Below are 21,101 nucleotides of genomic sequence, written 5' to 3'. Positions count from 1 at the left end.
GAGGCGCCCCCACCGGGACCCGCTTATGGTGATCGAAAGTCCCGTTCCCGGCCCGTCACGGAGTGTCACCGGAGGCCCGATGCCGGCCATGCCCCAGACCCGGCCCGCCGTGCGTCGCTGCGCCGGCGCCGGAGCCGTCGCACTGGCCCTGATCGGCGCGGGGCTGCCCGCGGCCGCGGCGGCGGGCGCCGAGCCCCCGGACCTGACCCGGTTCTACCGGCAGAAGGCCCGCTGGACGGCGTGCCAGGACGTGGCGCTGCCCAAGGACATGCAGTGCGCCAAGGTGACCGTGCCGCTCGACTACGCGAAACCGGCCGAGGGCACCATCGACCTGGCGCTGTCCCGCTACCGGGCCACCGGGCCGTCGCGGGGCTCGGTGCTGCTGAACTTCGGCGGACCCGGCGGCTCGGGCGTCAGCGGGCTCGGGCTGTCCGGCAAGGACTTCATGGGCCTGACCAACGGCTACGACGTGGTCGGCTTCGATCCGCGCGGGGTCGGCCGCTCCTCCCCCGTCACCTGCGGCGACGATCCCGCCGACCCCTCGGGCGACACGGACACCGGCACGATTCCCGACGTCGCCCATCCGCAGGCCCTGATGAAGGTCCTCGAACAGCTGACGGCCCGCTGCACCGCGCACTCCGGGCCGGTCCTCTCCCACATAGGCACCGTGAACGCCTCCCGGGACCTGGACGTCATCCGCCAGTCGCTCGGCGACGAGAAGCTGAACTACCTGGGCTTCTCGTACGGCACCAGGCTCGGCGCGGTGTACGCGGCGCAGTTCCCGGACAAGGTGGGCCGGATGGCTCTGGACGGTGTGGACACCCTGACCGAGTCGCTGGCCGAACAGGGCGTGGCGGGCGCCCAGGGGCAGCAGGCGGCCCTGGACGACTTCCTGGACTGGTGCGTCACCGACCGGGGCTGTCCGTTCGGCCAGGACCGGCGGAAGGCCGGCGAGGCGGTGGTGGACCTGGTGCGCTCGCTGGACCGCGACCCGGTGCCGTCCGACTTCGGCGGCTCCTTCTCCGGCCAGGACCTGGTGGGCGCCATCGGCCAGGGCCTGTACGGCCGGGACCTGTGGTCGCTGCTGGAGCGGGCGCTGGCCTCCCTGATCGAGGACGGCGACACCCGGGGCGTACAGAACGTCGCGTCGGGCGGCTACTCGCTGCCCGCCGGGCCCCGGCCCGGCGGCGGGACGGTGAGCGGCGCCGACATCCCGGTGGACAACCTGTCGGCGGCCCTGATGACGATCAGCTGCGCCGACGACCCCGACCGGCCGAGCGCCCGGCGGCTCACCCAGGACGTCGAGCGGCTCGGCGAGGAGTACCAGCGGACCTCCCCGGTCTTCGGCCGGGTCCGCCTCACCCAGGTGCTGCTGTGCTACGGCCGGCCGCGCGGCACGGACTTCATCCGCGAGCAGGTGAAGGACGTGGCGACACCGCCGATGCTGCTGGTGGGCACCCGCGGCGACCCGGCGACGCCCTACCGCTGGGCGGTCGAGACGGCGAAGCGGCTCGGGCCGTCGGCCGTGGTGCTCGACAACAGGGGTGACGGCCACACCGGGTACACGTCCTCGCGGTGCGTGCACGGCAAGGTCGACGACTTCCTGCTGTACGGCACGCTGCCCGCCGACGGCAGTTCCTGCCCTGCGGACGGCGACGGGCCGGGCGCCGCCGCCGGACCACAGGGCTGATCCCCTCTCAGGACAGCGCGAGTTCGGGGGCGTAGAGGTCGAGCCAGTGGGCCAGGTCGAGGGTGCGTTCCAGGCCGCGCCGGGCGCTCTGGCTGCCGAGTCCGGTCCGGTGGGCGGCGCGGTCCGCCTTCTCGCGGTCGACGAGTTCGAAGACGCGGTGGTCGGGGCGGGCCAGCAGGTCCTTGACCTGGTCCTGGAGCGCCCGGCCGTACTCGGGGTCCTGGGTGGAGGGGTAGGGGCTCTTGACCCGGTCGTACACGGACTGCGGCAGGACGTCCCGGGTGGCCTCACGGAGCAGGGTCTTCTCGCGGCCGTCGAAGGACTTCAGGGCCCAGGGCGCGTTGTAGACGTACTCCACCAGCCGGTGGTCGCAGAACGGCACCCGGACCTCCAGGCCGACGGCCATGCTCATCCGGTCCTTGCGGTCGAGCAGCATGCGGACGAAGCGGGTCAGGTGCAGGTAGCTCATCCGCCGCATCCGGAACTCGAAGTCGCTCTCGCCGTCGAGGCGCTGGACGCCGGTGACGGCGGAGCGGTAGCCGTCGGCGATGTACGACTCCAGGTCGAGGGACTTGGTGAGGTCGGTGCGCAGGACCTCGGTGTCGTCGCCGAAGTGCCGGCCCATCGAGAACAGCCAGGGGAAGGTGTCCGCCTTGCGGGCGTCCTCGTCGAAGAACTGGAGGTAGCCGCCGAACACCTCGTCGGCGGACTCCCCGGACAGCGCGACGGTGGACTGGTCGCGGACCGCCCGGAAGAGCAGCAGGAGCGAGGCGTCCATGTCGCCGAACCCGGCGGGCATGTCGCGGGCCCGGATGACCCGTTCGCGGACGGCGGGGTCGGCGAGGCTGTTCACGTCGAGGACGATGTCCTGGTGGTCGGTGCGGGCGAGCCGGGCCACGTCGTGCACGAAGGGCGTGTCGGGGGTGCCGCGCAGTTCGTCGGCGACGAAGTTGTCGGTCTGGCCCACGAAGTCGACGGCGAAGCTGCGGACCTTCTCGCCCTGCGCGGCGAGTTGCCGGGCGGCCAGGGCGGTCATGGCGGAGGAGTCGAGGCCGCCGGAGAGCAGGGTGCAGCGGGGCACGTCGGCGACCAGCTGGCGGCGCACGATGTCGTCGAGGAGTTCACGGACGGTGGCGACGGTGGTGTCGCGGTCGTCGGTGTGCGGGCGGGTCTCCAGCCGCCAGTAGGTCCGGGTGCGGATGCCGCGGCGGTCGACGGTGACGACGGTGCCGGGTTCCACCTCGCGCATGCCCTCCCACACGGCGTGCCCGGGGGTCTTGACCATGGTGAACAGCTCGCGCAGACCGTCGAGTCCGACCCGGGGGCGGATCAGCGGGTTGGCGAGGATGGCCTTCGGCTCGGAGCCGAACAGGACGCCGTCGGGGGTCGGGTACATGTAGAACGGCTTGATGCCCATGCGGTCGCGGATCATCACGAGCTGGTCGTGGCGGCCGTCCCAGACGGCGAAGGCGTACATGCCGTTCAGCCGCTCGGCGACGGCGTCGCCCCACTCCAGGTAGCCGCGCAGCACCACCTCAGTGTCGGAGTCGGTGAGGAACTCGTGCCCGCGGTCGGCGAGTTCACGGCGCAGCTCGGTGAAGTTGTAGGCCTCGCCGGAGTAGACCATGGCGACGGTGCCGTCCGGGGTGCGGACCGTCATGGGCTGGCGGCCGCCGGGCAGGTCGATGATCGCGAGCCGGCGGTGACCGAGGGCGGCGGGGCCCTCGCTCCAGGTGCCCCGGTCGTCGGGGCCGCGGCAGGCCATGGTCTCCGTCATTGCATCCAATGCGCGGGCCTCGGTGGTGAGGTCACGGTCGAAGGAGACCCAGCCGGTGATGCCACACATGCGTTACCTCCTGCTGCCGGTCGGCCGGGCGACCCGCGCCACCTGCGGTTCCACGGCGGAGCCGATTGCCCAAGCGAACCACTTGTATTCAGCACCTATATAACGAGCGTGCGCCCGGGACCCCGGCCGGTCAACCTGGCCGTAACACGGACGGCCCCCTCGCCCCACCCTTTCGGCCGCGCTTTGCCCGTCCGAGGCCCGCGATGCCGCCCCGCACCGGGCCCCGGCCGCCCGGAACAGGCCAACTGCAAAATGTTCGCCAAACGGAACCGGCGCCCCGGTTTTTCTCCGGGGCGCCGGACACGGGACGCCGTCGTACGCTCCGGCCGGGCGGTCAGGCCGCGGTCGCGAGGAACCGGTCGAGGGCCGCCGTCAGCTGGGCCGGCCGCTCCACGGGCAGCTCGTGGCCCGCGTCGATGATCCGGACCTCGGCGTCCGGGTAGGCCTTGGCCATCCGCAGCATCTGCCCGACCGGCAGCTGGACGTCGTGGTAGCCGTGCACCATCAGCGTGGGCGCGGTGATCTCCGCCGCCCGGTCCAGGACGTCGAAGGCCCGCATGGCGCCGTACAGCGTCATCACGACCTCGCGCGGGGTGCCGGCGGACGCGCGCACGTACTCCCGGATCTCCTCGCGCGGATGACCGGGGGCGAAGGCGCGCTGGATGTTGGCCGCCACGAACAGCTTGAAGGGCACCAGGGTGGAGGCCGCCATCAGCAGGCCGCGGCCGCGGCTGTAGGTCATCCTGCCGATGGAGTTGACCAGCACCATCCGCTCGACCCGCTCCGGGTGGCCGAGCGCGAGCGTCTGGGAGATCATGCCGCCCATGGAGTGGCCGACGGGCACGAAACGGTCCACCTCCAGACGGTCGAGGAGCGCCACGACGTCCTCGGCCAGCTCGGCGATCGTCCGCACCCCGGCCCCGGTGCTCTCGCCGTGACCGCGCAGGTCGAGCCGGATCACGCGGCGGCTCTCGCCGAAGTGCGCCATCTGGTGGTCCCAGCGGTGCCGGTCGGCGGTCCAGCCGTGCAGGAACACCAGGGGCGCGGCGGCGCCGTCCCGGGGGCCCTCGTCGTCGTACGTCAGTGCCGCTCCGTCGACTTCGAGCTGCGGCATGGGGGCCTCCTGGGGCGCGATCCGGTTACTGACGGGTACGGTAGCCGTCCGCCCGGGCGGCCGTCATCGACGGGCCGGCCTCAACACGGTCACGACGTCGGCCCGGTGGCCGCCACGGCCCGTTCGGCGACGGCCCGGAACCGGGCCGCCCCGAGGGTGCCTCCCCGTGGGCCGATTACCCCAAATGCCGTACGTGCGAATCCGCCCTATGGTGCTGATATGGAGCACGCACTCAGTCCTTCGACCCTCGCCGAGCTGCGCCGCCCGCGCCCCTACCCCGCCGTCTCGGTGCTGACGCCGACGCACCGTCGCGAGCCCGACAACGCACAGGATCCCGTCCGGCTGCGCAACGTCGTCGCCGAGGCGAAGAAGCAGCTGGAGACCGATCCCGCGGTCACCCGCGAGCGCCGCAGCGACCTCTTCGACCAACTGGACCGGGCCCTCGCCGAGATCGATCTGGCGCACGCCGAGGACGGCCTGGTGATCTTCGCCGCGCCGGGCGAGCACCAGGTGTGGTCGCTGGCCCGCAGCGTGCCCGAGCGCGTGGTGCTCTCGGACACCTTCCTCACCCGCAACCTGGTCTCCGCCCAGGCCGCCGAACGGCCGTTCTGGGTGCTGTCGATCTCGGCCGACCGCGCCACGCTGTGGGACGGCGGTGTCGACCGGGTCACCGAGAGCGGGGCCGGCGGCTTCCCGATGACCCGCAGCCAGGAGAACTTCGACGCCGAACGCCTGCAGCGCATCGGCGACATGCCGAGCACCTTCCGCGACGAGGACACCAAGCGCTTCCTGCGGGACGCGGACACCGTGATGGCCGCGCTGCTGCGCGAGGAGCCGAGGCGCCTCTACGTCACCGGCGAGCAGGCCGCGCTCTCCCTGTGGGAGGAGTTCGGCAACGTCGCCCGGTACACCATCCCGGTGCAGCACGGCGGCCTCACGCACGCCGGTCCCGAGGCCGTGTGGCAGGTGATCCAGCCGCTGCTGGACGCGGACTCCCGGCGCAACACCGCCTCGGTGACGCGGGAACTGGAATCGGCGCGCGGCCGCCGGACGTTCGCGGCCGGTGTCGACGAGGTCTGGCAGAGCGCCCGCGAGGGCCGCGTCCGGCTGCTCGCCGTCGAGGAGAACTACCGCGCGACCGTCCGTGACGACGGCGACCACCTGGTCCCGGCCGCGAGCGGCGACCTCGACGCCCGCGACGACATCGTGGACGAGATCGTCGAGCAGTGCCTGGAGACCGGTGCCGACGTCCGCTTCGTCCCCGACGGCACCCTGGACGACGAGAACGGCATCGCCGGGGTGCTCCGGTACTGACCGGCCCGCCCGCCCGGCCGGCGTCTAGGCTCTCAGCGTGATCGTCGGCTGACAAGGGAGTGTGGGCGTGGCTGAGCTGCTGGGCGTCGCGGTACTGGGTGCCGGACACATGGGCGCCGACCACATACGACGGCTCGACCAGGTGGTGAGCGGCGCACGGGTGGCCGCCGTCGCCGATCCCGACCTGGACCGCGCCAAGGCGGCCGCGGCCGGCCTGGACGGGGTCACCGTCCACGCCGATCCGCTGGCCGCCCTGGACGCGCCCGGTGTCCAGGCCGTGCTGATCGCCTCGCCCGGCCCGGCGCACGAGGAGCCGCTGCTCGCGGCCTTCGCCCGAGGGCTGCCGGTGCTGTGCGAGAAGCCCATGGTGCCGGACTCCGCGGGAGCGCTCCGCGTCGTGGAGGCCGAGGCCGCGCTCGGCCGCCGGCTGGCGCAGATCGGGTTCATGCGCCGCTACGACGCCGAGTACCGGCGCCTCAAGACGCTGCTGGACGGCGGCAGCCTGGGCCGGCCGCTGATGCTGCACTGCACCCACCGCAACGTGTCCTCGCCGCCCGGCTTCACCAGCGCCATGCTGATCGACAGCTCGGTCTCGCACGAGATCGACGCGGCCCGCTGGCTGCTCGGCCAGGAGCTGACCGCGGTGACCGTGCTGCGGCCCCGGCCCTCCGCGGGCGCCCCCGAGGGGCTGCTGGACCCGCAGCTGGTGCTCTTCGAGACCGCGGGCGGCGCCCTGGTGGACGTCGAGATCTTCGTCAACTGCGGCTTCGGCTACCAGGTGCGCTGCGAGGCGGTCTGCGAGCGGGGCAGCGCCCGGATCGGCGAGGACCACTCCCTGCTGGTCACCACCGCGGGCGCGGCCCGCGAGGAGGTTCCCCAGGACTATCTGGTGCGGTTCGCCGACGCCTACGACCGCGAGGTGCAGGCCTGGGTGGACGCCACCCGCGAGGGCCGGGTCACCGGACCGAGCGCCTGGGACGGGTACGCGTCCTCCGCGGTGGCCGAGGCGGGGGTCCGGGCGCTGGAGTCCGGCGGCCGCACGGCCGTCCGACTCGCTCCGCGCCCGGACCTGTACGCCGGGGACGTCAGCCGCTGACGCTCGCGGCGCCGGTCTCCAGGTGCCCGGTGAACCGGCGCGACCAGGTCGCGTCGGAGTCCACCGTGACCGTGAAGTCGTACCAGCCGTTCTGGTAGGCCACGGCGTTGAAGTAGTCCTCGGCCGAGGCGCCGGCGGCCACCTGGTACGTCCAGGGGCCGTCGGTGCGGTAGTTGTTCGACGTGATGGTGAACTTCACCGGCGCGGAGCCCGAGTTGGTCATCTTGAACCAGACGGCGAGTTTGCCGGTACCGGGCTCCACGGTGTAACGGGTGCTCACCTCGGCCGACTTGCCGGCCTTGGTGGCGTCGCCCTGGAAGCGGCGCAGGAAGCGGTTGGGGCCGGCCATGCTCAGGTCGTACTTGCCCGCGCCGTACCCCGTGCCGATGTTGAAGGAGTCGGAGGCGGTGCCGCCCGCGGCCACGGTGTACTGCCAGGGCGTGGTGTCCCGGTAGGCGTTCGGGTGGATGGAGAGGTGCGCCGCGCGGGTGGCCGGGGCGCCCTGGTTGGCCATGGTGAACCAGGCGAGGATCTTGCCGCCGGTCCCGAACTCCAGGTGGTCCAGGTACCCGTTGGGCTGGTAGGGCAGCGCGCGGGCCGGGCGGGTGCCGGACTCCTGCGCGGGCAGGGCGTTGGTGGTGGGCACCGGGTTGGGCAGCGGACCGCAGGTGGACAGGCCGATGACGCCGGTCGCGGGCAGGGTCACGGCGCCGGGGACCGGGTGGGCGAAGTCGAAGACGCCGGTCAGGTCGCCGCTCACCGAGCGCCGCCAGTCGCTGATGTTGGGGCACTTGGCGGGCTTGCCGAGGGCCGTGGTCCAGGTCTCCAGGAAGCGCAGCACCGAGGTGTGCTCGAAGACCTCGGAGGAGACCCAGCCGCCGCGCGTCCACGGTGAGACGACGATCATCGGAACGCGGAAGCCGAACCCGTAGGGCACCCCGTTCAGGAACTCGCCGGCCGTGCCGGCGGGCGGTGCCGGGGGCGGTACATGGTCGAAGAAACCGTCGTTCTCGTCGTAGTTGAGGAACAGGACCGTCGAGTCGAAGACGTCCGGGTCGGCGGCGAGGGCCTGGTAGACGAGGCTGACGAAGTGGGCGCCGTCACCGGGCGGCGCGTAGGGGTGTTCGGAGAAGGCCTGGTTGGCGACCACCCAGGAGACCTGCGGGAGGGTGCCCGCGAGGACGTCGGCCTTGATGGCGGCGGCGATGTCGTCGGGGGTGGAACCCGTCACCTTCGGGACGGAGGCCATGCCCCGGTCGTACAGCGGGTTGCCGGCCTTGGCGCCGGCGAAGTTCTTGAAGTAGGCGCAGCCGTTGTCGCCGTAGTTGTCCTGGGCGTTCTGGTAGACCTTCCAGGTCACTCCGGCGTTCTGCAGGGCCTCGGCGTAGTTCTGCCAGGTCAGTCCGGACTCGTCGCCGCCGTCGTAGCTCGCGGAGTCGACCTTGCCGCTCCACAGGTAGGTGCGGTTGGGGCCGGTGGCGCTGAGGGTGGAGCAGAAGTAGGCGTCGCAGATGGTGTAGGCGTCGGCGAGCGCGTAGTGGAAGGGGATGTCGGAGCGGTCCAGGTAGCCGAGGGACCGTACGTTGCCGACTCCCGCGACCCAGTTGTCGAGGCGGCCCTTGTTCCACGCGGAGTGCTGGGAGGACCAGGAGTGCGGCAGGTCGCCGTTGCACTGGGCCAGGGTCTCGCCGGTCTGGCCGCCGGCGTCGGGGGTGGCGCTGAGCTTCCACGGGTACTGGCGGCCCGTGCCGCTCGGCTGGTTGAAGACCGGGTAGCCGCCGCTCAGCGTGATGCCGCTGCGGTCGGCGAAGCCGCGGACACCCTTGAGGCGCCCGAAGTAGTGGTCGAAGCTGCGGTTCTCCTGCATCAGGACGACCACGTGCCGTACGTCCGAGATCGTGCCGGTCGCCGCGCCCTGGGCCGCGGCCGCCGTCCGTGGGCCGGCGGCGCCCACCGCCATGCCCGCCGCCACGGAAGCGCCCAGCCCCACGAAGCCTCTTCGGCTGATCGGTGTCATTCGCCCCGTCCTCGTCACGGGTGTGCCCGGGCGGCACACCACGCGCCAGGGTGCACGGGGCATCCGTCAGGCTCAGGTCCGCGGCGGTGAGGCGGGAGTGAACACCATTCAAAGTGCGTGCCGTGCGCGCCCGACCGCGCTCACACGCCCCCGAACAGAGCGCTCAGGCCCCGTTCCACGACCGCGTCGACGTCCTCCTCCCCCGGCGCCACCACCTCGTGCGTGCGCTGCAGGAACCGCACGAGTGCCTGGGTGTCGAACTGGAGCAGGGCGAGCCCGTGCGGCGAGTGGAACTCGACCGCCGTACGGCCGCGCCCGCAGGGCCAGATGTGGACGTCCCCGCGCCCGGCGGGGACGTCGAGCCCCTGGTCGAGCAGCGAGCGGGCGAAGGTCCAGGTGACCTCCTCGCCCCCGAGGGTGACCTCGGCCGGGAAGTCGATGAACACGGCGAGCGGATCACCGGAGGTGTACCGGAGCGTGGCGGGCACCGGGACCTCCTGGTCCTCGGCGGTGATCAGCCGGGCGCGGGCGGGTTGCTCGAAAGTGATGTCCATGCCTGTAGGACTCCACAGGTGCCCTTCGCATGACGCGAAATCCGGACAGAGTTGCCGCGGTTGGCCGAGACCGCGACACTGGGCGCGCAGACGCGTCGAACAGCCGCCCGAGCGCGACACGAAGACTCTTGAAAATAGGTCAAGTCACGTAGTCCGCCTACGTCCTGACCCACCCGGCCGCGTACGCCTTTCAGGGCGGTCCACCTGCCCGAAAAGACTCTGGCATATGCCAGAAGCACCACCGTATCGGGTGTTGCCAAATCCCTTACGACGCGTCGCGGGCTGTGCAACAGTCGTAACCGGTCCCCCGCCCGTCCTGGCCGTACCGTCCCCGCATCGGAGTGCGTCATGCCGTCCCATGTCTCCGCGGACCGCCCCGCCGCCCAGCCGCCCGGGCGCGGCTCGGTCGAGGCGTTGATATCGCAGACACGGCGGCTCAAGGGCGACGTGGACGCCGTACGACGGGACACCCGCGGCGACGGCTCGGACCCCCGGGACCGCTGGCAGCGCGCGCTGTACGACCTGGCACTGCATCAGCTCAACGACCTCGACGAGCACCTGGCGCAGCTGCGGGACGGCCCCGCGCCGCCCGCGCCCGGCCCGGACACCGCACCGACGGGCCGGCCGGCGGCGTCCGGCATCCCGCACGGCTCACTGCTCAGCCGGGTCGGCAGCGCGGAGTGGAACCTCCTGACAGACGAGGCCAGCTGGTCCGGCGAGCTGTACCAGATCCTCGGCCGCGACCCGGCCGTGCCCGCGCTCGGCCTCGACGAACTGCCCGCCCTGGTGGTGGACGAGGACCGGCCGTCGCTGACCGCGATGGTCACCGCCTGCCTGGTCGACGCCAAGCCGATAGACGGCGAGTTCCGCGTCCAGCGGCCGGACGGCACCGTCCGCACCGTGCACATGATGGGCGAGCCCGTGCTCGGCGGCGACGGCAGCACCGCCTCGATGTGGGCCGTCCTGCGGGACGTCAGCGAACTGCGGCGCAGCCAGCGCACCGTGCGCGAGACACGTGACTCGCTGCGCCACCGGCACCGCACGGCGCCGGCCGGACAGCCGCCCGCGCCCGGACCGCGGGAGACCGCGCCGCCGCCGGGGCGGGACGCGCTGCGGCTGCCGCGCGGCGGCCCGGGCACCCTCGACGTCGCCGCCCGCCACCTGCCGTCCGGCACCGACACCCCGCTCGGCGGCGACTGGTACGACGCGCTGGACCTGCCCGACGGCGACACGCTGCTCGGCATCGGCGGCCTCACCGGACACGGGGCCGGCGTCACCTCGGGCATGACGATGCTGCTGGGCGCCGTACGCGGCATGGCGATGGCCGGCTCCCCGCCGGGACAGCTCATGGCCCTGCTGAACCAGCTGCTCGACGCGACCGTGCAGCCCGCCCTGGGCAGCGCCGTCTGCTGCCGCTACCGCCCCGCGACCCGCACCCTGGCCTGGGCGCAGGCTGGGCACCCCGCCCCGCTGCTGTTCCGCGACGGGACGGGGTGCGTACTGAACGCGCCGGACGGCGTCCTGCTCGGTGCCGCCTCGGGAGCCGGTTACGGGCAGGCCGAAGTGACCCTGGAACCGGGCGATCTGCTCCTGCTGCACACCGACGGGCTGTTGCCCGGGCACAGCGCGGCGGACTCCCTGGACCGTCTCCTCGGCCTGTCCCCGCGGTTCGGGGCGGCGTCCACCGCCCAGGACTGTGTCCGGGCCGTGATCGAGGAGTTCGGCGAGACCGAGCGTGAGGACGAGGCCTGCGTGCTCATCGCCAAGGTGAGTGAATAAGGGCGGCTGCCGCCACCCGGATCAACCGGAGTGTGGTGTCGCGCGCAGGCCTTCTACGCCTGGGCGCTGTTGTTCGACCCCCTGTTCCTGGTCTTGGGCAGCGCGAGCTTGATCTCGTCACGGAGATCCTGGATCTTCGGGTAGCTGGAGTACTCGGCGGTGAGCCGGTACATCTGGCGCAGCCGGTCCCAGGTCCGGTGGGACGAGTTCGATCCCATCGACACCAGCGCCAACCGCGCGTAGTGACCGGCCTGTTCGGGGTCGTCCGCGATGAAGCAGGCGGAGGCCATGGAGAGGAAGTCGAAGATCTTCGACCGCTCCTGCTTGCTGTCGGCCCTGAGCGTCAGCGCCTTCTCCGCGTAGTGCCGGGCGTGCGCGGCCGCGCTCGGGTCGTGGTCGGCCAGGGTGCGGTAGGCCAGGGCCTGCATGCCGTACAGATCCGCCTCGTTGAACATCTGCATCCAGCTCGGCGGCGGTACGTCGCTGCGGTCCGAGACGAACAGGGTCTCCGCCTGGCCGAGGGTGCGGCGCATGGCCTGCCCCTTGCCCATGGACGCCTGCGCCCACGCCTCGATGGTGTGGAACATCGCCTGGGTGCGCGGCAGTACCTCCTGTCCCGAGCCGGACTGGGCGAGTTTCATCAGATCGAGTGCCTCGTCGGGCCGGCCGATGTGCACCATCTGGCGAGCCGCTCTGGAGAGCGCCTCCCCGGCACGCGGCCGGTCGCCGCCCTCACGGGCCGCGTGCGCGGCGATGACGAAGTACTTCTGGGCCGTGGGCTCCAGGCCGATGTCGTGCGACATCCAGCCCGCGAGCACGGCCAGGTTGGCGGCGACGCCCCACAGGCGCCGCTGGAGGTGGTCGGGGTGGCGGTAGGCGAGCATGCCGCCCACCTCGTTGAGCTGTCCCACGACGGCCTTGCGCTGCAGCCCGCCTCCGCGGGCCGCGTCCCAGGCACGGAACACCTCGACGGAACGCTCCAGTTCCTCGATCTCCTCGGACCCGATGGGGGCGGCCTCGTAGCGGTCGAACCCGGCGGGGTCGGCGTGCAGAGGGTCGTCGAGGACGGGGGCGTCGGCCTTCAGGGTGGGGTCGGTGTGCAGCCAGTCGTACATGGCGCTGCTGAGTACGGATCCCGCGGTGAGCGCGGCACCCGCGCCCACCAAGCCGCGTCGGTTGAGCATGAGGTCCATTCCCGTGAATTCGGTGAGGACCGCGGCGGTTCGTTCGGGCGCCCACGGCATGCCGTCGGGATGTTCCGCCATCCCGTCGTCCGGCCGTTTTCCCGTACGCCCGTGCCGTACCAGACCGAGGTCCTCGATGGTCACGACACGGCCGAGACGCTCGGTGAACAGGACCGCCAGCACCCGCGGCACCGGATCGCGCGGGATCTCTCCCGTGTCGATCCACCGCCGCACCCGTGAGGTGTCGGTCGACAGCTGGGGGTGGCCCATGGCCGCCGCCTGCCGGTTGACCAGCCTCGCGAGTTCGCCCTTGGACCAGCCGGCCAGGCCGAACAGGTCCGAGAGACGGGTGTTGGATTGTCCGCTCACGTCAAGCCCCCAGGTTCTCGGCTGAGTTGACAGTAGCCCCGTGCAGGTTGCCGGGCGACTATTCGCCACGGTTCGCCAGGGTGCGCCAGATGGTGTGCCACTGGGCGACGGGTGTCAGGTAGGAAAGCGCCACCCCGACCCGGTCGCCACTCGACGGACACACTCCCCAGGGTGTGTCCGGGCGGCCGGGCCGGGTGGGCGCCGAGGACCTCTCGCAGGACTTCTCAGGCAGGCACCGCAGGTACACGAAGGGATCTGTATCGCCCATGTACGCAGCATCGTCCTCCGTGTCCGCTCCGCCCCGGACGCTGCGCCCCCGCCCGGCGGGCAGCGGACCCTATCTCGACCCCGCGCGAACCGGGGCCGCCGTACCGGTCGTGGGCCGGCCGCGGCGCGCCATGGTTCCCGGCACCCAACCGCTCAGCGGGCGACTGGACCTGTCCGGCCCGCAGGGCGCGCAACTGCGCACCGCGATCGCGTCGGTGCACCGGATCTGCCCGGAGTTCGCCCCGGTGCAGGTGCTGCGGCGCTCCGGACGGTCCGTCATCCTCGTCGGGACGACGGGGCGGAGCACGGCCGTGGCCAAGTGTCTTCTGGACCACTCCCCCGCCTGGGCGGAGCGGATCCGCCACGAAATAGCGGCATACCGTTCGTTCGTACGGCAGCGGCCTCCGATCCGGGTGCCGCGGCTGATCGCGGCGGACCCGGACAACTGCACGCTGGTGATCGAGCGGATGCCGGGCCGGGTCGCGGCGGTCCAGCGCCACCCGGCGGAGGCTCCGCCCCGGGCGGACATCCGGGCCGCCCTGGGCGCGATCTGCCGCCTGAACGCCTGGCGCCCCCCGGCCGGCACCTTCGACGCGCCCGTGGACTACGCGGCCCGCATCTCCCGCTACCACGAACTGGGCCTGCTCACCGACCGGGACATGGGTGACCTGCAGAAGCTGCTGCACGGCATCGCCGTCGCGGCGGGCCGGCAGGGGATGGGCCAGTTCTGCCACGGCGACGCGCTGCTGTCGAACATCCTGCTGTCGCCGGCCGGTCCGGTGCTGGTGGACTGGGAGCACGCGGGCTGGTACCTGCCGGGGTACGACCTGGCGACGCTCTGGTCGGTTCTCGGGGACGCCCCGGTGGCGCGCCGTCAGATCAGCCAGATCGCGCAGTCGGCGGGGCCCGCGTCCCGGGACGCCTTCCTGGTGAACCTGATGCTGGTTCTGACCCGGGAGATCCGGACCTACGAGACCGCCGTGCAGCGTTCGATGCACGACGCGACCCCGGCGGCACCGGGTACGGCCCACCCGGGTGCCGTGCCGACCGGCGAGGAACAGCGGCTGCTGCTCCGGCGGCTGCACGACGACTGCCAGATGGCCCGCCGGGCCGTCCGCGCGGCGGTCGGCACTCGCTGACGGGGACGGGAGTCCGCGGTGCGCTCAGGGCAATCGCGCGCCGCGGATTTCCCGGGCTGCCGCTCGGCGTTCAGAGGTGTACGCCACTGACGCCACGCAGGCCGGAAGCCTCCGGCGCGAAACTCCCACGATCATCGTATGACATGGGAATTCTCTGCCTTCTGGGCATGATTGACGGATCGTCGGCAAGCCGGTACCACTGAGCCACGCTCAGCCCCGCACGCCCCGCCGCGCTCGATCGCCCCAGGAGGCCGCATTGCGAGGATCCGTCACCGAGCCAGCGCCCACGCCTGGCGGCAGACACCTGCGGAGGGCGGCGGCCGCCGCCGTCGCCTCCGCGGCGCTGGTGCTGCCGCTGCTGGGTGCCGCTCCGCCGCCCGGCGAGACCACGGCGTCCGCCGCACTGCTCCAGCGCGCGTTCGTCTCCGCCGCCGCCGACTACCACGTGCCGCAGAGCGTCCTGCTGGCCGTCTCCTATCTCCAGTCCCGCTGGGACACCCACGGCGGCGCGCCCAGCGTGACCGGCGGCTACGGCCCGATGCACCTCACCGACGCACGCACCGCGCTGGCCACCACCACCGAGCACTTCGCCGACGGCACCGAGGACGCCCGCGGCGACAGCGCCCGCCCGGCCCTGCACCCCCGCGTCACGGTCCCGGCCGACTCCGCGCTCCCGGCCCGGCTCAAGACCCTCGTCCGGGCAGCCGACCTCACCGGCATCCCGGCGGCCCGGCTGCGCACCGACCCCGCCTCGAACGTGGCCGGAGGCGCCGCCCTGCTCGCCTCCGCCCAGCGGGACCTGCACCAGCCGCTCAGCGCCGACCCGGCCGACTGGTACGGCGCGATCGCCCGGTTCTCCGGCGCCGACGACGCGGCCACCGCCGCGGCCTACGCGAACGACGTGTTCGACGTCCTGCGCACCGGCGAGCAGCGGGTCACGGACGCGGGACAGAATGTCGCCCTCGCCGCCCGGCCGGGCCTCAGAGCCGACACGGCACAGCTGGAGCTGACCGGACTGCGGACCGTGCGGACCGACGACACGGAATGCCCGTCGACGGTGTCGTGCGAGTGGATCCCGGCGCCCTACGCGCAGTTCGGGGACGACGACTACGGCAACCACGACCTCGGTGACCGGCCGGCCGCACAGAGCATCAAGTACATCGTCATCCATGACACCGAAGGCGCCTGGGACGGCACCATCAACCTGGTCCAGGACCCGACCTACGTGTCCTGGAACTACACCATCCGCTCGACCGACGGTCTGATCGCCCAGCACGTCAAGGCGAAGGACGTGGCCTGGCACGCGGGCAACTGGTACATCAACGCCAAGTCGATCGGCATCGAGCACGAGGGCTTCCTCGCAGCGCCGGACGCCTGGTACACGGAGGCGATGTACCGTTCGTCGGCCCGGCTGGTGAAGTACCTGACCGCCGAATACGGCATCCCGCTGGACCGCCAGCACATCCTCGGCCACGACAACGTGCCGGGACCGACCACCTCCACGATCCCCGGGATGCACACCGACCCCGGCCCGTACTGGGACTGGCGGCACTACTTCGAACTGCTCGACCACCCCTTCAAGCGCACCGCGGGCAAGAAGGGCGGTCTGGTGACGATCCTGCCGGACTACGCCGCCAACCAGCCGGCGTACACCGGCTGCGTCACCGGCGGGCAGCCGTGCGCCGCGCACGGGTCCAGCGAGGTCAGGCTCTACTCCGACCACGACGAGAACTCGGCCCTGATCAAGGACATCGGCTTCGGCAGGACGCCGACGACCGACGTGAACGATCTCTCGTCGCGGGTCTCCACCGGCCAGCAGTACGCGGTGGCGGACACCTGGGGCGACTGGACGGCGATCTGGTACCTGGGGCAGAAGGCCTGGTTCAGGAACCCGGCGAAGGCGCCGACGGCGGTGCCCGCCACCGGCCTGGTGGTGACGCCGAAGGCCGGCCTGACCAGCATCCCGGTGTACGGCCGCGCCTATCCGGAGGCGGCGGCGTACCCCTCGGGGGTACCCGCGCAGGCGGTGTCCCCGCTGCCGTACACCATCCCGGCGGGCCAGGAGTACGTGATCGGTGACGTGCTGCGGGGTGAGTACTACTACGCGGTCACCTTCGACACCGACACGCACCGGGTGGTGGTCGGCAAGGACCTGTACTACGAGATCCAGTACGGCCACCGGGTCGAGTTCGTCCGCGCGGCCGACGTGAGCGTGGCGCCGGCCAGCCGGTGGGCGCGGCGCTAGCGGCCTGTCGTCAGCCCTGCTGGAACAGCTCCGCCGGGAGCGGCTTCAGCAGGGCGTACAGGTCGTCCGTGATCGGGCGGTCCCAGGCGGCGATGGTCACGAGGACACCGTCGCTGCGGTCGAACTGGACGCAGGAGATGCGGCTCTCCGAGAGCTTGAGGCGGCGCACGATCAGCAGGTTGTCGCCCTGGAGCACCGGCATGTCCTCGGTGCCGACGACGGTGACGTCCTCGTCGTTCTCCAGCGCGAGCAGGAGCTGGCCGACCTCGAAGGGGACCTCGTCCGCGGCGACCTCGCGGGCCGGGGAGCCTTCGGGGAGGTTGCCGATGATCATCGCGGGGCCGCGGCCGCCGAAGAGGTCGTAGCGCAGGAAGACGCCCTGGCAGGTGCCGTCGGGGGCGGGCAGCAGCCCGGCACCGAGGTTGCCGGGCCAGTCGCCCGGGTCCATGGCCAGGACGTCGAAGTCGGGGCCGGCGGGAGTGGCGCTGCGGCGACGGAGGAACGACATGCGGTCCATGGTACGGGTCGGCGGCGCCGTGCCGGGCCGAAGGCGCCGGGGCGGCCGGCGGTGCGACGAGGAGGGCGGCGCGAGGACGGCCGGCGGCGGGTGCGGCCGGTGCCGCGCCGCCGGGACGGGCCGCGCGGTCACCCGAGCGGGGAGTTCGCGTCCTCCGTCCGTTTCGTGGTCGAGGCCAGGGCCGCGCGTGCCTCGTCGGCCAGGCCGTCCGCGTGGCATCCCTCCGCTGCCTCCAGGCCCCGGCCGAGGAGTGCGGGGTCGCGCAGCTCGGTGCCCAGGGCCACCAGGGCGCGGGCCAGTTCGTAGGCGGCGGGAGAGCGTTCCAGGTGGGCGACGGCCTCCTTCAGGTGGGCCAGGCGGGCCGGGCCCGTCGTGACCTCGGCGGCGGTGCGCAGGGCCTGGCCGATCGCCGACGGGGTGCCGAACTGGCGGGCCCGGCCGACCGCTTCCAGGGCCGTGGCCGAGGCGCGGTCGGGTGCGTCGTGGCTCTCGGCGCGGGCCAGGTGGAGCTGCCACGGGCACCAGGCGGGGTTGCGGATGCCGCGCGGCTCCAGGCGGCGGCCCGCCGCCGACAGCTCGGCCGCCGCCTCCCGGACGAGGCCGCGCGCGAGCAGCAGTTCGCCGTAGACCGTCTGCGCGTCCGGGAAGACCACGGCCGCCGGGAACGGCTCGTGGAAGGAGTGCTGCTCGGCGACGCGGGTGGCCTCGTCGGTGCGGCCGCGGGCCAGCAGGGTCTGGACGAGGGTGCCGACCGCGTACCAGTAGACGGGGGTGCCGGGGCCGACGCGTTCGGCGAGCCGCAGTCCGGAGCGGACCAGATCCTCGGCCTCGGCGAGGCGGCCGCGCCGGTAGCGGACGTATCCGTGGAGGGTGTAGGCGAAGGAGAGGTGCGCGCCGCGCCAGCCCTGGCGTTCGAAGTCGGCGGTGCCGGTGGCGAAGAGCTCCTCGGTGCGGTCGGGCCGGTCGGCGTACATGAAGGCGAGGGCGACCAGGACGGGCACCTCGAAACCGCGGTCCGGCTCGGCCCAGCCGAGGCCGCCGGAGAGGGCGCGCTCGGCGTGGTGGAGCGCGACCTCGGCGGGTTCGCCGCGCTGGACCGCATCCCAGGTGCGCAGGCCGATGATGTACCGCTCGGTGAGGTCGCGGCCCTGGAGCCGGTCGGCGAGCCGGGACAGCCGGCGGGAGCGGGAGGGGTGGTCGGGTTCGTCGGCGCGGAAGGCGTCCCACATGAACTGTTCGGAGAGCATCCGCATCCGGACCCGGGCGTCGCCGGTCACCCGGATCTCCCGGGCCAGGGTCTCGGAGGCCTCGGCCAGCCGGTCGCTGTGCGCGAGGACCTGGGAGAGCCGGTAGACGATGTTCTGGCGCAGCCCGGGTTCGGCGATGGGTTCGGCGAGGGCCGCGCGCAGGTGGTTGACGGTGGTGGCGGGTTCGGTGAGCAGGGAGGCGCTGCCGAGTTCGTAGAGGACGGCGGCGCGGTCCTTGGCGGAGGGGGGTTCGCGCAGGGCGCGGGCGAGGTAGCGGCAGGCGGCGTCGGGGGCGCCGGCCCGCAGGGTCTCGCCGGCGGCGGCCCGCAGCCGCTGGACGACCCAGGGGTCGCCCTCGGGGTGGGTCTCCAGGAGGTGCCGGGCCGCGGTGGCGGCGGCCTGGCCGTCGTCGGTGACGCACCAGGCGGCCTGGCCGTGCAGGGCGACCCGGAAGCCGGGCGGGATGGCCCGGTAGACGGCGGTGGCGATCAGCGGGTGGACGAACTCCAGGGTCTCGGCGCCGGTGAGGACGCGGGCGCGGCGCAGGGCGTCGGCGGCGTCCGCGGCCTCTTCGTGGCCGAGGCCGGCGACGGCGGCGGCGAGCGCGGGGTGGATCTCGGTGCCGAGCACGGCGCAGGCCCAGGCGAACCGGACGGTGGAGGGGCCGAGGCGTTCGAGGCGGGCGATCAGCCCGCTGCCCTTGACGGCGGCGGCGAGGTCGCGCAGCAGCGGGGCGCCGGCCTCGGTGGGGTCGAGGCCGCGGTCGTGGACCTTGGCGGTCAGTTCGACGGTCTCGAAAGGGTTGCCCGCGGTGACGGCCCAGCACTCGTGGCAGAAGGCGTCGTCGGCGTGCGCGCCGAGGCTCTCGCGGACCAGGCCGGCGACGGCGTCGGCGCTGAGCGGTTCCAGGTCGTGCGGGCGGCCGCCCGCACGGCCGGGCAGGCCGCGCAACGACTGGGCGTGGTCGGGGAGTTCGTCGGGCCGGTAGGCGACGACGAAGAGCAGCGGGAGCTGTTCGGCGCGGGGCGCGAACGCGGCGAGCCAGCCGAGGGATTCGGGGTCGGCCCAGTGCGCGTCGTCGAGGACGAGGACCACCGGGGCCTGGCGCACCACGAGGTGGGTGAGCACCCAGTCGAGGCCGTCGCGCAGGCCCTGGAGGTCCGGCGGGGCGCCCTCGGTGGGCGCGCACAGGCCGAGGGCGGGGCCGACGATGTCGTACCAACTGCCGAGCGAGGCGCGGAGTTCGGCCTCCGGTGCGCCGGCGAGGCGGGGCTGCAGGAGCTGGCGGGCCACGTGGAAGGCGACGCGCTGTTCCTGTTCGCCGCCGCGGGCGGAGAGCACGGTGCAGCCCTGGGCGGCGGCGCGGCGGCGGACCTCGGTCAGCAGCGTGGTCTTGCCGATGCCGGCGCGGCCGGCGAAGGCGAGCAGCGCGCCGAGCGACCGGTCGGCCGGTGCGGCGCCGTCCGTGCTCAGGCCGGTGAGTTCCGCCAACGCCTCGTCGACCACGGCGAGTTCGCTCTCACGTTCGAAGAGCGTGCGCCGGTTGCGAAGGACCCGCTGTCCCATGACCACCCCCCGCCACGGTGATGCGCGAGCGCGGGGAGCGGGCGCGGACCGTGGCTTGCAGGCAGCTCAGCGTACGCCTGATGAGCGTGATCCGCTCCCTACTGACGGTTACTCACCCGAAGGGCTTGACAGGACACTTCATGACTCTTCGGGCGGCGGCGGAATGACCGCGACCGGGCTCGCCGCGTGCAGGAGGACGGCCTGGGTGACCGAGCCCATCATGCGGGCCGGGGCCGACAGGCGCCTGCGATGCCGTCCCACGACGACCAGTTCGGCGTCCTGGGAAGCGGAGACGAGGGCGCCGGCCGCGTCGCCGGGCAGCGCGAGGGCCCCGGCGCTCACGTGCGGCTGCTCCTTGACGTACGGGGCGAGGAAGCCCTCGGCCAGCGTGCGGGTCTCCTGCTCGACCTCGCCCTGGTCGACGGTCTGCGGGGCGAGTTCCCCGGCGGTGGCCCAGAACCGGACCGGCCACGGATAGGCGGCGACCGCCTGCAGCCGGGCGCCGCGCCGGGCGGCCTCGGCGAAGGCGAACGCGAGGGCGGCCTCGTCGGGGCTGTCCACGTCGACGCCGACCACGACCCGGGGGCCGGGGGGCACGGACAACGCCTCGGGCACCTCGCGGCCGGGCCTGGGCACGACGACCACCGGGCACCGGGCGTCCCGTGCCGCGGCCACTCCGTTGGAGCCGAGGATGAGGCTGGCGAAGCCGCCGCGGCCCCGGGAGCCGAGCACCAGCAGCTGTGCGTCGGCGCCCAGTTCGGGCAGCAGCGCGGACGGGGCGCCTTCCATGGCGACGTACTCGACGGTCACGTCCGCGGTGTCGGCGGCCAGCCGGTCGCGGACCTCGTCGAGCACCGGGTCGCCGGCCTCCTCATGGTCTCCCGCGACCATGACGTCCGGCTGTCCCCAGGCGGCGTACTGGCGCACGTGCACCACCCGCAGCGGCGCGTCCCGCCGCCGGGCCGCGTCCAGGGCCCAGTCCAGGGCGCGCAGACTGTCGTCCGAACCGTCCACCGCGGCGATGACCGGCGCTGTGCTCATCGTTGCTCACCTCCGGAATACGACCTTCCCCGTCCGGGGCCAGCCTGTCTCAGGCGGCGGCCCCGGACGGGCGCTGCAGGTCACGTGTCCGGAAATCCTCGCGGAACACCCCCCGG

Annotated in this window: 14 protein-coding genes; 6 read left to right on the top strand and 8 right to left on the bottom strand. The window is 73.0% G+C overall.

Annotated elements, in window-relative coordinates; all coding sequences use genetic code 11:
- Positions 1-79 precede the first annotated feature (79 nt).
- A complete protein-coding gene (locus tag ACIQOE_RS22770) occupies positions 80-1,690 on the top strand; it encodes an alpha/beta hydrolase (RefSeq protein WP_401413289.1) in 1,611 nt (536 codons plus the stop codon).
- A 7-nt stretch (positions 1,691-1,697) separates the two neighbouring features.
- Here ACIQOE_RS22770 and asnB read toward each other — a convergent pair whose 3' ends face one another.
- Together asnB and ACIQOE_RS22760 are read right to left on the bottom strand one after the other, a co-directional pair.
- Positions 1,698-3,536 carry an asparagine synthase (glutamine-hydrolyzing) gene (gene asnB / locus ACIQOE_RS22765; protein WP_351324176.1) on the bottom strand — a complete coding sequence of 613 codons (1,839 nt, stop codon included), beginning with the start codon at positions 3,534-3,536 and terminating at the stop codon, positions 1,698-1,700.
- Between the two features lie 334 nt (positions 3,537-3,870).
- The gene (locus tag ACIQOE_RS22760; RefSeq protein ID WP_362176966.1) at positions 3,871-4,650 is read right to left on the bottom strand and encodes an alpha/beta hydrolase; all 780 of its coding nucleotides are present in this window, start codon (positions 4,648-4,650) and stop codon (positions 3,871-3,873) included.
- Between the two features lie 219 nt (positions 4,651-4,869).
- On the opposite strand from ACIQOE_RS22760, the gene ACIQOE_RS22755 reads away from it, so the two are divergent.
- Complete coding sequence (locus ACIQOE_RS22755; RefSeq protein ID WP_351324172.1) at positions 4,870-5,964, top strand: chemotaxis protein; 1,095 nt, start codon at positions 4,870-4,872, stop codon at positions 5,962-5,964.
- 67 nt (positions 5,965-6,031) lie between these two features.
- A complete protein-coding gene (locus tag ACIQOE_RS22750) occupies positions 6,032-7,060 on the top strand; it encodes a Gfo/Idh/MocA family oxidoreductase (protein ID WP_365560040.1) in 1,029 nt (342 codons plus the stop codon).
- Here the strand turns inward: ACIQOE_RS22750 and ACIQOE_RS22745 are convergent.
- Both ACIQOE_RS22745 and ACIQOE_RS22740 read right to left on the bottom strand, forming a co-directional pair.
- On the bottom strand, positions 7,050-9,077 hold the full coding sequence (locus ACIQOE_RS22745) for a phosphocholine-specific phospholipase C (protein ID WP_401413286.1): 2,028 nt from the start codon (positions 9,075-9,077) through the stop codon (positions 7,050-7,052). The genes ACIQOE_RS22750 and ACIQOE_RS22745 overlap by 11 nt on opposite strands.
- Positions 9,078-9,217: 140 nt before the next feature.
- Positions 9,218-9,631, bottom strand: coding sequence for an SsgA family sporulation/cell division regulator (locus tag ACIQOE_RS22740; protein ID WP_351324166.1), 414 nt, complete (start codon positions 9,629-9,631; stop codon positions 9,218-9,220).
- Between the two features lie 348 nt (positions 9,632-9,979).
- Here ACIQOE_RS22740 and ACIQOE_RS22735 point away from each other — a divergent pair, with 348 nt between their 5' ends.
- Positions 9,980-11,410 (top strand): SpoIIE family protein phosphatase, encoded by a 1,431-nt coding sequence (locus tag ACIQOE_RS22735; RefSeq protein WP_365560035.1) that lies wholly within the window; start codon positions 9,980-9,982, stop codon positions 11,408-11,410.
- A 53-nt stretch (positions 11,411-11,463) separates the two neighbouring features.
- On the opposite strand, the gene ACIQOE_RS22730 is transcribed toward ACIQOE_RS22735, so the two are convergent.
- On the bottom strand, positions 11,464-12,963 hold the full coding sequence (locus ACIQOE_RS22730) for a hypothetical protein (protein ID WP_351324164.1): 1,500 nt from the start codon (positions 12,961-12,963) through the stop codon (positions 11,464-11,466).
- 266 nt (positions 12,964-13,229) lie between these two features.
- Between ACIQOE_RS22730 and ACIQOE_RS22725 the strand changes: the two genes are divergently transcribed.
- Both ACIQOE_RS22725 and ACIQOE_RS22720 read left to right on the top strand, forming a co-directional pair.
- Positions 13,230-14,369, top strand: a complete 1,140-nt coding sequence (locus tag ACIQOE_RS22725) for an aminoglycoside phosphotransferase family protein (RefSeq protein WP_351324162.1) — start codon at positions 13,230-13,232, stop codon at positions 14,367-14,369.
- A 256-nt stretch (positions 14,370-14,625) separates the two neighbouring features.
- Positions 14,626-16,614 (top strand): N-acetylmuramoyl-L-alanine amidase, encoded by a 1,989-nt coding sequence (locus tag ACIQOE_RS22720; RefSeq protein ID WP_401413282.1) that lies wholly within the window; start codon positions 14,626-14,628, stop codon positions 16,612-16,614.
- A 10-nt stretch (positions 16,615-16,624) separates the two neighbouring features.
- Here ACIQOE_RS22720 and ACIQOE_RS22715 read toward each other — a convergent pair whose 3' ends face one another.
- The 3 genes from ACIQOE_RS22715 to ACIQOE_RS22705 form a co-directional block, all read right to left on the bottom strand.
- A complete protein-coding gene (locus ACIQOE_RS22715; RefSeq protein ID WP_351936193.1) occupies positions 16,625-17,122 on the bottom strand; it encodes a hypothetical protein in 498 nt (165 codons plus the stop codon).
- A 137-nt stretch (positions 17,123-17,259) separates the two neighbouring features.
- A complete protein-coding gene (locus ACIQOE_RS22710; protein ID WP_401413280.1) occupies positions 17,260-19,944 on the bottom strand; it encodes an ATP-binding protein in 2,685 nt (894 codons plus the stop codon).
- A gap of 138 nt (positions 19,945-20,082) precedes the next feature.
- A complete protein-coding gene (locus tag ACIQOE_RS22705) occupies positions 20,083-20,985 on the bottom strand; it encodes a universal stress protein (protein WP_365560029.1) in 903 nt (300 codons plus the stop codon).
- Positions 20,986-21,101 lie beyond the last annotated feature (116 nt).

It is taken from the genome of Streptomyces sp. NPDC091282 (assembly GCF_044757385.1).
GTDB classification, from domain to species: Bacteria; Actinomycetota; Actinomycetes; order Streptomycetales; family Streptomycetaceae; genus Streptomyces; species Streptomyces gramineus.
Note: the sequence above shows the minus strand (reverse complement) of the source record. Positions and strands in the feature narration are given on the sequence as shown.

Coding starts and splice junctions, on each gene's coding strand:
- ACIQOE_RS22770 (WP_401413289.1), top strand. CDS start 80: ATGCCGGCCATGCCCCAGACCCGGCCCGCCGTGCGTCGCTGCGCCGGC.
- asnB (WP_351324176.1), bottom strand. CDS start 3,536: ATGTGTGGCATCACCGGCTGGGTCTCCTTCGACCGTGACCTCACCACC.
- ACIQOE_RS22760 (WP_362176966.1), bottom strand. CDS start 4,650: ATGCCGCAGCTCGAAGTCGACGGAGCGGCACTGACGTACGACGACGAG.
- ACIQOE_RS22755 (WP_351324172.1), top strand. CDS start 4,870: ATGGAGCACGCACTCAGTCCTTCGACCCTCGCCGAGCTGCGCCGCCCG.
- ACIQOE_RS22745 (WP_401413286.1), bottom strand. CDS start 9,077: ATGACACCGATCAGCCGAAGAGGCTTCGTGGGGCTGGGCGCTTCCGTG.
- ACIQOE_RS22740 (WP_351324166.1), bottom strand. CDS start 9,631: ATGGACATCACTTTCGAGCAACCCGCCCGCGCCCGGCTGATCACCGCC.
- ACIQOE_RS22735 (WP_365560035.1), top strand. CDS start 9,980: ATGCCGTCCCATGTCTCCGCGGACCGCCCCGCCGCCCAGCCGCCCGGG.
- ACIQOE_RS22725 (WP_351324162.1), top strand. CDS start 13,230: ATGTACGCAGCATCGTCCTCCGTGTCCGCTCCGCCCCGGACGCTGCGC.
- ACIQOE_RS22715 (WP_351936193.1), bottom strand. CDS start 17,122: ATGTCGTTCCTCCGTCGCCGCAGCGCCACTCCCGCCGGCCCCGACTTC.
- ACIQOE_RS22710 (WP_401413280.1), bottom strand. CDS start 19,944: ATGGGACAGCGGGTCCTTCGCAACCGGCGCACGCTCTTCGAACGTGAG.
- ACIQOE_RS22705 (WP_365560029.1), bottom strand. CDS start 20,985: ATGAGCACAGCGCCGGTCATCGCCGCGGTGGACGGTTCGGACGACAGT.